We start from the raw sequence: 12,492 nt of genomic DNA, 5'->3' as shown, positions 1-12,492 counted from the left end.
ACGTTTTGTAACATGCGTATAGCATTTGTGCACCGGCGTGGTTTTGGCCAGTTCGCTGCGTTAGCCGAGGATCTGGCTACCAGCGGACATGATGTAAGCCTGATTTGCGAGACAGTGGACCGTCGCCTCCCAGCGGTCCGCGTCATCCGTCACAGAGTAGAATCTGGTCCTCGCACCGGCGGTGCGATGGCCAGATATCTTGAAGTGCCCGATCATCATACGAGGATCGGGTACCGTGTGGCCGAAACCCTGGAATCCATGGCCCATCACGGTCAAGCGCCCGATATCGTTGTCGGTCATATAGGTTGGGGCAGCATGATGTTCGTCAAGGACGTGCTGCCCTCAGCTGCCGCTCTTGGTTACTGCGAGTTTTTCTACCGCGCCAATGGCGCGGATGTGGGTTTTGCTCCCGGTGACAAGCCGGACATCGAGACCCGCAAGCGCCTGCGCCTGCGCAACATGGCGCAGCTCGTTACCCTTGAGGGAATCGATGGCGGGTTTAGCCCGACGCATTGGCAGAAAAGCCTCTACCCGCGTTCCGTGCAGAATCGCATTGCCGTGGTGCACGAAGGGGTTGATACAAAACTCTTCTATCCTGATCGCCATGCAACGATTCAATTGCCGGATGGACGGACGTTGAAAGCAGGGGAATCGCGTGTCATTACATTTGTTGCCCGCGATCTCGAGCCATATCGTGGATTTCCGCAAGCGTTGGAAGCCGCCGCCAAGGTCATTCGGCAGAACGATGATGCGATTTTCGTTTTTGTCGGCGGCGATGGCGTCAGCTATGGAACGCCGCCGCCGGGCGGCGGCTCCTGGCGCGAGCATCTCGTCAAGAATTTGGATCTGCCGCCGGATCGTATCGTATTTCCAGGCACAATTCCGCATGCCCAGTTGCGCAAGCTCTATCAGATATCGACCGCGCATATCTATCTGACCTACCCGTTCGTCTTGTCCTGGTCAGTTGTGGAAGCGATGGCTTGCGGCGCGCTTATCATCGGTTCGGATACGCCGCCCGTACGGGAAGTGATCCGCTCGGGGCAGAACGGCCTGCTTGTGCCGTTTTTCGATAAGGACGTGTTGGCGGAAGTGATCATGAACGTCCTGCGTGACCCTGATGCGTGTCTTCAGATGCGGGCTGCGGCGCGCCGGACTGTCGAAAATCGGTTCAGGTTGTCGGATTGTTTACAGCAGCAAAAAACCTTGATCGATGCAGTATTGACCGGGCGATAATCAGTATGTGGCGACAATCGGGCATGGAAAGGCCGATAATGAAATATAAAATACCGTATTTCTGCGTGTTTACGCTGTAGATACAATATATACGAACATTGTTTCAAAATTTGAATTAAAACCATTCCAAATATTCGTAATATTATCATATAGTTGATGCTATATGTCTGTTGACAATACATGATCTGTATTTTCTCATTGTAGGCGCAGGCCGAGACTCCCAAGTCGGCTATCACACAATGGATGATTATGTTGAGCACACCACTTCCTGCGATCTCGGCGCGGAAATCCCGCCGATATGCCATTGCTTCGATGCGTGATCGTGAAGCGCTGGAAGCGACGTCTCTGGGCGAGCTGACCACCTTTGTCGAAGGAGATGGCAAACGCCTTCGTCTGGCGAATACATTTCCGCTCATCGCGGTTGCCGCTTCGCAAGAAGGCGAAAACGAGCTGCAGACGATTCTGCAGCAGGTTTATCGTCTAAGCACCATTCCAGAACTTCCTGTTGTGCGGATCGATGATGCGACGCCAGAAACTGTGCCGTTGCTGGTTACGCAGTTGCTTGAGAGCAGTCTTGATCGTCTCGTCGGCCATGTCAGCAAGGTTCATACCGAGCTTGCCATGCTGCGTCGCGAACGCGAAACGATGTTCGAGAATTACCGGGCAATCGAGGATGCATTTCATGCTCGCAACTGGGATTCTTCGACGGAGATCTTCAGCCATGCCCCTCTGGTTGATCCGAAGGACGAAGGCTTTGCGCGTCTGCTGCGCGAATCGGAGATCGAACAGCTTTTCCCGGTATCGAGTTACGCCGTTTCTGGCTTTGCCCTGCATTTCCGCGATCTGCCCGCCAATCGCAACGGCCAGTTAATCGTGACGCTGGACTATCTTGAAAATGGTGAAGGAATTGCCGAATGGCTGGTGCCTTACGGTGCGCTGCATTCGGAGTGGAACTTCTTCTCCCTCCCGAAGGCATGTGACGGTAGCCATCGTACGTTGCGGCTACGCATCTCTGCAACAGGCGGCGTCCCCCCCGAACTGTCGCTCGGTAACGTGATTGCCAACGAGCGTTATGCAGCGCGTGCACGAATTCCGCATGCCGATCTCGATATGCGTCCGCTGGCGCTGCGGATTTTCACGGGCCTGCCGGGTGTGCGTCCAGCATCGCTGCCGAACGCCATCGTGCCGACTTCGCTGATCGATGGTCGCAAGGTTGATGATTATCGTCTGCCGATTGAATTGTTGCGCAACGTGGCCAACGTTTCCGTCACTCCGCTGACGCCTGACTTCCCAACGGTTCGCTTTCTGGAGCATGAGGATGCCATCGGATGCCACCCCCTTGAGGAGGGCATCACTGCGGCGGCGATCCGCCGTGTGGTTGCACCAGGCACCGTGCGGGTTTCTGCACGGGCCGTGATTGATCATCCCGAAGGCCAGCCCTGCGCGGTGGGGCTGTTACTGGTCAATCTGGCATCGGATGTGAAGGAAGAAATCGAAGCGATTTCCAGTCTCGACCGCCGTCGCCAGCAGGTGCTGTTCAGCGGTTGGTCGGAAGTCGCACCCAATCGCCCCATCGACATCAACTTCATGCTTGAAGAGCCGATCGGTCGCACGATGGATCTCGTTGTCCTGAGTAAGGCAGCCGCAGATTCTGTCGACTTTTCCTGGCTCAAAGTTTTCAACTTCCGGCTGGTCAAGCACATTGAGGCACAGCCCGTTCAGGAATTAGCCAAAGAGGCCGCGAATGTACGATAGGTCCAAGGATTTGATCGTCGTCGCCATGCCGCTTTACGGTCATGCGGCGCTCGCGCTTGAAGCACTGGAAACTGTGCTGGCATCGGAAACGGTGTTCCGAACCCAGATTGTCGTCTCCGTTGACGGTGATCCACGTCGCGAGGTCTTTGACAGTCTGACGCTTTATGCGGCAGCGCATCCCAATATTCATGTCATCTTTGGTGAGAATGCCGGCCCCGGCGGTGCACGCAATCGCGCAGTCGACTATATTCTCGAAGAGATGCCGGAGGTGAAGGCAGTCTACTTCGTGGACGCCGATAACCGCGTGCAGCCACAGACAATCGACACACTTTATCGCAAGCTTCTGGCAAGCAATGCAGGCTGGGTTTACACCAATATCGACACGTTCTCGGTCAACTGGCGTGCGCATTATGGCGATACGTATTCGCGGCTCATCCACTGCATCACCGACAATATCTGTGATACTGGCTCAATGATTTCAGCGGACGTCTTCCGCAGTGGTGTGCGCTTCGACGATGACCGGCAGAATGGCTTTGAAGACTGGGAGTTCTGGCTCTCGGCCATTGAAGCGGGCTTTGTTGGGGCACCCTGCCATGATACCGGCTTTGAATATCGTCTGCGGGCTGAGAGCCGCTTCAAGGAAGCCAATCGCGACCGTTCCGGCTCGATTAATTTTCTTCGCAAGCGGCATACGGCATTGTTTCGTCGCCCGACACTTGTTGGCTTCGAGCATGAGGAATGTCCACGCTATGGCGTGATCCGCGCAGGTGAGGGGACGGTCAGCCTTTTCACCGACCTCAGCCTTGGCACGACCGATCTTAAGTTCGATGATGCTATCCGCGCATTCTGGGGCAGCGTTTCCGAACCGGACAATTTTCATTTTCCGCCGTTTCTTGCCTCGTCCAATACCGAGACGTTGAAGCTTCTGGCGCGTTCGCGATTGCTGCCCAATATCCTGTCCCGGCTTGAGAAACTGGCCGAACAGGCCAACATCATTTTCGTGGAACTGAGCAACGTTGAAGACGAGCGGCGTATCGATACCGAAATCATGCCGTCGGGTACCCGCCAGCCGCATGCCGATCTGATCTTTATTTCGACCCGGCTTCTCCGCGAAATCATCGAAAATGACGCGCTCGACTGGTTCGCATCGCTTGGCACCCAGCAATTGTGGCCGACCTCCGCGCGCATGAAGGTACGCTTCCCGTTCCCGCGTGTACGTCAACGCCGGGCGTTGTCGCGGCCTGAGCAGTCAATGCTCAATCTGGTGACGTCAATCGCTACGAGCCCGCTCAAGCAAAGCGCGGCCATGCGCTGGACTTGGCGTCCGCGTCGCTTGCCTGCGCTTTCTGAAATGTATCAGGTTCTGCGCAATGAAATGGGTGGCGGCCCGGTTCTGCCGCTTGCACATAATTCGGCACGCAAAAAGACGGCCGCAGTACTGGTTCCCAATGCCTCGTTCGGGGGCGCTGAAAAGGTTGCTTATGCAGCCGGGCGCGAGTTGAAGAACCAGGGTTTTGAAACCCACCTCTTTGTTCTCGGCAATGAGCGCATGGATGTGCTCGACGAGTTCGACCAGTCCTTCGACTATTTGCATTTCTGGAAAGACGGCATTCCTGCTTGGGGCGACACAAACCGCTTCCTTGGTCAGGATTTCATAACCGAAGATCACCCGCTTGACTGGGGCATTCTGCGTGGCCAGCTTTCGGGCTTCGATCTGGTCGTGAACAACCACGTCATGGCAGCACACCCACTGATGGGCAAGCTGCGTTCGGAAGGCACACGCACGGCCTGTTATCTGCATGTGGTGGACGAAACGGTCTTCCGCCGTCAGGCCGGACAGCCCTATGCGGCGATTGCCTTTGAGCATGCCTATGATGCTTTTCTCACCTGTTCGGATCAGCTAAAAATCTATCTGCACAGTTTCGGCGTACCGTACGAAAAGGTGTTCTCTGTGCCTAACGGAGCCAGTTTTTCAATCGATACAAAACTGCGTGCACAGGTTACAGCCGCCCGTAAACAGGTCCGCAAAGGCGAGCCGATCCGGATGCTCTATATGGGGCGTCTCGACCGGCAAAAGGGGATCGACCGTCTGCATGACGCCATCGTCAAGCTCAAAGAACAGGGCATCGCATTCGAGGCACAAGCGATTGGTGGTGAGATCCTCTCCGACGATCCAAGTGCTTCGTGGATGACCCGGCTTAAAGATGTAGGGGTGAAAGTTTCTCCTCCCGTCTTTGATGGCAGGGATATTGCGAACCATCTCGCCTGGGCCGATGTGCTGTTGATGCCGTCGCGCTGGGAGGGCGCACCGTTGATGATTGCCGAAGCGCAGCAGCTTGGCTGCGTGCCGGTCGCGACGGCGGTTGGCGCCGTTGATGAACTGATCAATCATGGTCGTGACGGCATTCTCATTCGCAATGGCAACGACGCGCAGATTGTGGCCGATATGACGCGCATCCTGACCATTCTTGCACAGGATCGCGAAGCCCTGATGCGCACCGCAGAAGGCGCTCTCGCTTCCGCAGCGAACCGTACCTGGAGTGCGGCATTCTCCGAATTTACCGATTGGGCCAATGAAATAAGCCCGGTCTATCCGAAATCCCGGTCGTCCCAGCCGGATGTTGCAGACGATGTCCGCACGATTGCCATTCTCCCTGGCCGTGCAGTTGCCTGATTATACCAGAAAGGTCGACCTATGAGCCGCCCAACCAATCCAAGAATCCTCGTCACCGGCATTCCGAGCCATTTGACGCGCCTCATCCAGCGTGCGGACAAGGCGCAGGTTCATTACTCGGAAAAGCAACGAGATTCAGAATCCAGGGATAATTTTATCCAGGAGCTGAAGAACATCTCCAATACCGGCAACTATCTGATCGGTGAGGGGGCAATGACCGCTCTTCTGCCATCAGCCAAGCATATTCCGTTCTGGCATCTTTATAATTGCGTGAACAATGGAACGGGCGTCGAAGAGATTAACAAGGAGTTTGATATCTGTGTCTTCACTTGCGCAAATCTTCTGCGCAAGGGCCTGTCTGCAGATGCGGAAGCGCTTGTTTTGTCCAAGCTCGACATGCCTGTGGTGATGCTCGGTATCGGCATCCAGAACCGTCCCGACATTGAGGGCGAAGACGGTTTGCCTGCGGGCACGAAGAAATTGCTCGAAGTGCTGAAAGGCCGTGAACACTATTTCCTCACCCGCGGTGAAAATGCAGCGAGCTATCTTCGCGATCAGGGCTTTTCCTACGTCCGCCCGGTCGGTTGCCCGTCGCTCTATTTCCGCCCTGACAATATGCGCAAGGCGATCAACCGCTTGCCGGATGTGAAGGTGGGCGAAGGCCGCACCGTCTTTACCGGCTACATGGGCGCAGAACTGGAAACTATCGGCGACATGAATGCGCTCAGCTCCGATGACGGACGCTCGGCCTATGTCGTGCAGGATGAGCTTTTGCATTTTGACATGCAGCTTGAGCCGGATGCCAATGGCCGCGCCTATGATTCGACAACGGGCGAACTGGTTGGCCCGCTGACCTATAAAGGTTCAGGCGATCTCAAGAAGAAGATCAGCGTTCACGCCTTCCTCGATACCAATCAATGGCGTGCCTGGTGCTCGACCATGGATTTCTCGTTCGGTCGCCGCTTCCACGGTAATATCATCTCCATGCAGGCTGGAGTGCCGAGCCTGATGGTGGCCGTCGATGATCGTATGCGCGAAATGCTTAATTTCTCCGGTCTGCCAAAGATCGATGCTCGCGATCTCAACGCAGCCAATGACCGGCGTGCCTTCGTAAGCGATCATATCGCCGCAATGAATATCCCCGACGTGGTGGAAAAATATTCGGCGCGCGAACGCAATTTCCGAAGCGTGCTTTCAGAAATCGGCATTGGATAACTCCCAATCCAAACCGTTTTATAACTCCAGCGAAGATGGACCATCATGCGCATAATGATCACCGGCATTCCGTCCTATTTGATGCGGACCGTCGAAAGCGTTTCCGGGGCGAGCGTGAAGCATCGCCCCTATTTCGAACCCATCCGCACGAAGAAGGACGTGATCGATCAGGTCAAGAAAATTGCCAATACGGGCAATTATCTCATCGGTGAAGGGGCAGCCAACGCCGTGCGCGGCCACGACGTGACCTATGTTCCGTTCTGGCATCTGGCTAATAGCCTCAACTCGCCGGATACCTATGCGAAGCTTAATGAAAGCTTCGATCTGTGTCTGTTCGCATCGGCCAATCTTCTGCGTCCCGGTTATGCGGCAACAACGGAATCCTTCGTCTTTGAAAAGCTGAACATGCCGATTGTGGTTATGGGCATTGGCATCCAGAAGAAGGAAAATCTGAAGGCGGAATTGCCGGAAGGCACGCGCCGCTTCCTTGAAATTCTGCGCCGCAAGGAGAGTTTCTTCCTGACACGCGGCCATTTCACGGAAGAGTTCCTGAAAGATGCAGGCATGAAATATGTCCGTCCGACAGGCTGTCCTTCGCTCTACTACGCGCCGGATCAGATGAAGCGCTCGCTGAGCCGTCTTGCTGATCCAAGCCTTGCAGATGCGCAGAAGATTTCGTTCGGCGGCTATCTGGGCAGCGTTGCCGATACGATTGTCGATGCGCATGCGCTGCTCGAAAAGGACAGTGTCGCAAGCTATGTCCTTCAGGACGAGGTGATCGTCTACAACATGAACATGGCGGGCGAAGACCACTCCGAAGCCTATGATCAGGCGGCAAGCCGCATCACGGCCCCCGTCGAATACAAGCATATGGATAAATGGCAGCGCAAAAACGAGCTACTGGTGTTTTTCGATACGCACAAATGGCGCAGCTGGATTTCCAGTCAGGATTTCGGCCTGAGCCGTCGCTTCCATGGCACGATCATCGGCATGCAGTCCGGTATTCCGGGGCTGATGATCGCGGTCGATGATCGCATGCGCGAAATGCTGGGCTTTGTCGGCTTTCCACATATAGATGCCAGCGTCTGGAACCGCGAGCCGCAGAAGAAGGCTTACCTGCGTGACTTCCTTTCGAAGATCGATGTGCCCGCAGCCATCAACCGCTATTCGGAATGTGAAGCCAACTTCAACGGCGCGCTGAAGGATATCGGTATCCGATGAAACTGACGGTCAGGAGCGCCGGGGGCACGAAACGGGCAATGGCGGCGTTGCTTGGCGTTGTCTTGGTTGTCAGCGCACCCGGTGGTGCTCTTGCCGACACGCGCTTTGGCGTCAACCGGGTCAATATGGCCTGGTTGCCTGCCGCAGAGCGCGAACAGATTTTCGATCAGATGGCGGAAAATGGTGTGGCGGCGGTTCGGCTGTCACTAACACGACCGCTCGATCAGAGTATCGATGCCGTGCGCCTCGCGCATGAAAAAGGCCTAGCCATCCTTCTCGAAATCTCGCTCAACAACGCAGATTTCTATCCGGAAGACACAAAGCCTCGATCCGGCCGTGGCCGCATCTGGGATATGTATCGGCTTTCCGACATATCTCCCGAGCGCTTTCAGCAGGCGACCGCAGATGCCTTGCAAAAGATTGACGCACTTGGGGTGCCTTTGCTTGCCGTCGAACCGGGCAACGAGATCAACTGGGGCGCCTATAATGGCGATCTTGCCATTCTGCCCAAGGAAAAGATGAAGACCGCACGCTCTTTAAGCGAGATGGAAAAGCGTCCTCTGGTCGAAAAGGGCGCGAAAAAATACGTCGAACTTTTGCGTATTGTGCGGGTGGAACTGGCGAAGACCAAACAAAGCGCCAAGGCAAAGGTCGTATCGGCGGGCTTGTCCGATATTCCCTTTATCGATGCCGACCGGCGCGGAATAGACACTGTTGATCCCGCCGCCTTTACCGATCTTCTCAAGAAATATGGTCTGGATGACGCTGCGGACGGCTACGGCATTCACATTTATCCGGGCAGCAGTGGCACGCGGGCTGCGCGGGCGAAACACATCAGCAACGCGCTATCTTTCTGCGGCGGTGCGGATGGCAAGCCCTGCTGGATCACGGAATGGGGCTTTGCCAATACGTCAAAGGCCTGCCCGGCCAATGACAATAATCGTGAACAACTGGTCGAGAAGGCACGCGACCGCTTCCGCGAGATGATGGATAGCGGCCAGATCGCTGCCGCTTATTATTTTGATTGGGATGCGAGCACTTACGGTGTGTGGCGTTGCGGATCGCTGACGCCGGCCGGTAAAGCTGCAACAAGGGCTGCAACGGTGACAAAATGAAACTCAAGACTGTAATTATTGGCGGTTCCAACACGGTCATGCTGCCCGGCTATCTGCCGACGCTTCTGTCAACCATGGCGCGGCGCGGTGTGGAACTCGACATTGTCGCCGATCTCGCAGTGGGTGGCACGACGAGCGCGCTTGGTCTTTATCAGCTCAAGCAATTTGAACAGCTCGAAGATTGCGAGCTGCTGCTGATCGAATATGCCATCAATGATGCTTTCGTCTATGGTGATGAACGGCGTCCATTCCGTCATTGGGCACGTTTTTACGAGGGAATTATTCGCTACGCGCTTGAACGCAATCCGAACCTGCGCATAGCGACGCTCGTATTTGGCGCGCGCAATGGCTCGTTTCTGAATTCTGTTCCCTCGATTGACGCAGGCATCAATTACATCTCGCAATGGTATGGAACGATCTCAGCCGATGTCTCGCGAATGCTGATGCAGCAATATGGCCGCGACGTTGTGAGCAATCCGGCTTTCTATCTTGATCAGGGCCATTATGCGCGACCTGTTTCGACAACCATCGTTGCGAATTTGATCGCGGATGTTCTCGAACCGGCCTTGTCGGTTCCGCATCGTCCAAAGGCGCTGCCATTCGCCATCGATCCAGACCATTTCGCCAATGCGCGTGCCTTGAGTGGTGAGCAGCTTTGCAAGCGGTTAGGACGCGTTCCGGTCCAGTACAGCAATCGTCGCTTCTCAATCTCGGCGCTCGATCTTGGTTCGGACAGAATGCGCTTTGAAGTCGACAACGGGCAATTGCTGGCGCTTGGTTATGTCTGCGATCCGCGCATTCCACCGCTTGATGTGGCAATGGGCGGGGAAGTGCATCGCGCTGCGATGATGAAGGGTGGCGTACGCGACGCAACCTACAAGTTCCTGGTGTCGATGCTGAGCTTCGAGTTTTTGTATGGGACAAAATTGTTGGAAGCCCGCGGGAATGTGGCGCTTACGCTGTCCAGCGCCGAAGAGGGGTTGGAACACAAGCTGCATGTTCCCAAAGACAGCGCCCACCACGAGGAACTGCCTGCCGAACCGGTGCTTCCGATCACCGGCATCCTGTTTTCCGGCAACTTGAAAGTCATGTCGCTGGAGAAGAAAACCGCAGCAAACGCGGTTCTATCGGAAGCTGCTCAATAGTTCACTATTCTACAAAAATGTTGACGCTGGTGGCCCGTCCGGCAGCATCAACCACGGTCAATGTCGAATATCCAGTTCCGTCAGGTTGCCAGTTTGCCGTGCGGCGGCGGTTGGGTTCGGCAATCGGTTTGCCATTGGCAAGCCAGCGGAACGGTGCGCGTCCGCCCTGCAATTTCAGCACCAGCGGCGAGGCATTGTCGGTCAGGGCTTTCAGTTCGACATGCGCGCCATCAGGCGGAAACACGATGCGCGGTGCTGGCTCAATCGTGGCTTTGAGAACCGGCAGAGGATCGCTCGCGGACGAAAAACGTATCTGCGTCACAGGAAGATCGGCGCGCGCCGTACGAAACGCGCCAGCAGGCGCACGCGGTAACGGCACGGAAGCAACGCCCGAACGCACAAAGGCTTCAAATAGAATGGGCGCTGCCGAAACATAACCGGCAAGGCCCGGCACCGAGCCGCCATCGGCTCGCCCGACCCAGACACCCAGCACATAACGCCCGTCATAGCCGACCGACCAAGCATCACGATATCCATAGGACGTGCCGGTCTTGTAAGCGAGGCCGAGGCGTTTCGCGCCTTGCGGCGGCACGACACCGGCCAGAATATCGCCAATCTGCCACGATGCCTGCTCGCTCAGAATAGGAGCCGATGGCTGCACAGGTTCTGAACCTTCGGTGCCGTCACGAAGTGCTGCGCCGCGACCGCCATTGGCAAGGCCAGTATAAAGCTGCACCAGATCGCGCAGGCTGATGCCCGCGCCACCAAGGCCGATAGCCAGTCCCGGCGCTTCACCTTTCGGCAATTGCAAATTGACCGCCGCCTGTCGAATACGCGTGGTGAGCCGCGCAGGACCAATTGCATCGAGCAGGCTGATGGTCGGCACATTCAGCGACATTTGCAGCGCCTGACGGATGCTGACATCGCCCTGATAGCTCATATCGAAATTGCGCGGACGATAGCCTGCAAAATCCTGCGGGCGGTCCTCGATGATGGTTTCCTGCGCAATTAGTCCCTGCTCGAAGGCCAGCCCATAGATGAAAGGCTTGAGCGTGGAACCCGGCGAGCGCACGGCGCGGGTCATATCGATCCAGCCCTGCCGCTTGCCATCAAAATAATCAGCGGAGCCGACTTCGCCTAAGATATTGCCATTGCGACTGTCGGCCAGCACCATGGCGACCGATACTTTTGGCCCAAGCTTCGCAGCAGCTTCGCGTGCCACAACTTCAAGCCCAGCCTGCACCGACTTCTTAAGCGTCAGCTGATGCCGGGCCTCGGTCGGCGCCTGTTTCAAAGCGAGATCGGCAAAGTGAGCGGCCAATGAAGGCAAGGGATGACGCGTCGCGGATATGCGCTCACGCGATGCCCGCTCGGCTTCTTCGCTCGTGAAAACATCAGACGAAACCATGCGTTTTAGAACGCGATCCCGCGCGGCAACCGCGTTTTCCATCTCGCGATCCGGGCGGCGGCGCTCCGGCAATTGCGGCAAAGCCACAAGAAGCGCTGCTTCCGATATGGTGAGGCGCAGCGGCTCCTTGCCAAAATAGGCTAACGATGCCGACCGTACGCCTTCCAGATTGCCGCCATAGGGCGCGAGTGTCAGATAACGTTCGAGAATTTCAGACTTGCTCAGCCGTCGCTCAATTTGAACTGCACGCGCCAGCTGGCGGAACTTGGAGCCGAAGCTGCGGCTTTCGCGCGGCTCGATAAGGCGTGCAAGCTGCATGGAAAGTGTGGAACCGCCGGAAACAATACGGCCGCTCCCTGCAAGCTGATACGCGGCCCGAAGAAGCGCTGTGAAATCAATGCCGCCATGATCGTAAAAACGCTTGTCCTCATAGGCGATCAGCATTTTCACAAATTTCGGATCGACATCCTCAATCCGCGTATTCAAGCGCCAATAGCCGTCCGGCGTTGCATAGGCACGCAGCAAAGCGCCGTCGCGATCCATAACTTCAGTGGAAATGGTCAGCCGTTCCGGCAAAGGCGGAGGATAGGCGCGGTCGAGCCAGTCAAGATCGACTACGGTTCCGAGTGCAGCGATGCCGAGAAACACGGCACCGCCAATCGCTATTTTCCAACGCCTTTTCATTTGTTTGAGCATGATCTTGTCCGAAAACCGGCTCCCACTTTT

At 56.1% G+C, this 12,492-nt stretch carries 8 protein-coding genes; 7 read left to right on the top strand and 1 reads right to left on the bottom strand.

Annotation, left to right across the window (positions count from 1 at the left end):
- Positions 1-12: 12 nt before the first annotated feature.
- From CQZ93_RS21245 to CQZ93_RS21215, 7 genes are all read left to right on the top strand, one after another.
- A complete protein-coding gene (locus CQZ93_RS21245; protein ID WP_105544525.1) occupies positions 13-1,233 on the top strand; it encodes a glycosyltransferase family 4 protein in 1,221 nt (406 codons plus the stop codon).
- A 249-nt stretch (positions 1,234-1,482) separates the two neighbouring features.
- Positions 1,483-2,988: a DUF6212 domain-containing protein gene (locus CQZ93_RS21240; protein ID WP_105544524.1), complete on the top strand. Its 1,506-nt coding sequence runs from the start codon at positions 1,483-1,485 to the stop codon at positions 2,986-2,988.
- A complete protein-coding gene (locus tag CQZ93_RS21235; RefSeq protein WP_105544523.1) occupies positions 2,978-5,662 on the top strand; it encodes a glycosyltransferase in 2,685 nt (894 codons plus the stop codon). The genes CQZ93_RS21240 and CQZ93_RS21235 overlap by 11 nt, the downstream gene beginning before the upstream one ends.
- Before the next feature lie 21 nt (positions 5,663-5,683).
- Positions 5,684-6,877 carry a polysaccharide pyruvyl transferase family protein gene (locus tag CQZ93_RS21230; RefSeq protein WP_105544522.1) on the top strand — a complete coding sequence of 398 codons (1,194 nt, stop codon included), beginning with the start codon at positions 5,684-5,686 and terminating at the stop codon, positions 6,875-6,877.
- Positions 6,878-6,922: 45 nt separating this feature from the next.
- Positions 6,923-8,098 (top strand): polysaccharide pyruvyl transferase family protein, encoded by a 1,176-nt coding sequence (locus tag CQZ93_RS21225; protein ID WP_105544521.1) that lies wholly within the window; start codon positions 6,923-6,925, stop codon positions 8,096-8,098.
- Positions 8,095-9,213, top strand: a complete 1,119-nt coding sequence (locus CQZ93_RS21220; RefSeq protein WP_105544520.1) for a glycoside hydrolase — start codon at positions 8,095-8,097, stop codon at positions 9,211-9,213. Before CQZ93_RS21225 ends, CQZ93_RS21220 begins: the two co-directional genes overlap by 4 nt.
- Positions 9,210-10,358 carry an SGNH/GDSL hydrolase family protein gene (locus tag CQZ93_RS21215; RefSeq protein ID WP_105544519.1) on the top strand — a complete coding sequence of 383 codons (1,149 nt, stop codon included), beginning with the start codon at positions 9,210-9,212 and terminating at the stop codon, positions 10,356-10,358. The genes CQZ93_RS21220 and CQZ93_RS21215 overlap by 4 nt, the downstream gene beginning before the upstream one ends.
- Positions 10,359-10,362: 4 nt before the next feature.
- Here the strand turns inward: CQZ93_RS21215 and pbpC are convergent, their stop codons facing one another.
- On the bottom strand, positions 10,363-12,462 hold the full coding sequence (gene pbpC, locus CQZ93_RS21210) for a penicillin-binding protein 1C (RefSeq protein ID WP_105545253.1): 2,100 nt from the start codon (positions 12,460-12,462) through the stop codon (positions 10,363-10,365).
- Positions 12,463-12,492: the final 30 nt, after the last annotated feature.

Source organism: Ochrobactrum vermis (genome assembly GCF_002975205.1).
GTDB lineage: Bacteria > Pseudomonadota > Alphaproteobacteria > Rhizobiales > Rhizobiaceae > Brucella > Brucella vermis.
Note: the sequence above shows the minus strand (reverse complement) of the source record. Positions and strands in the feature narration are given on the sequence as shown.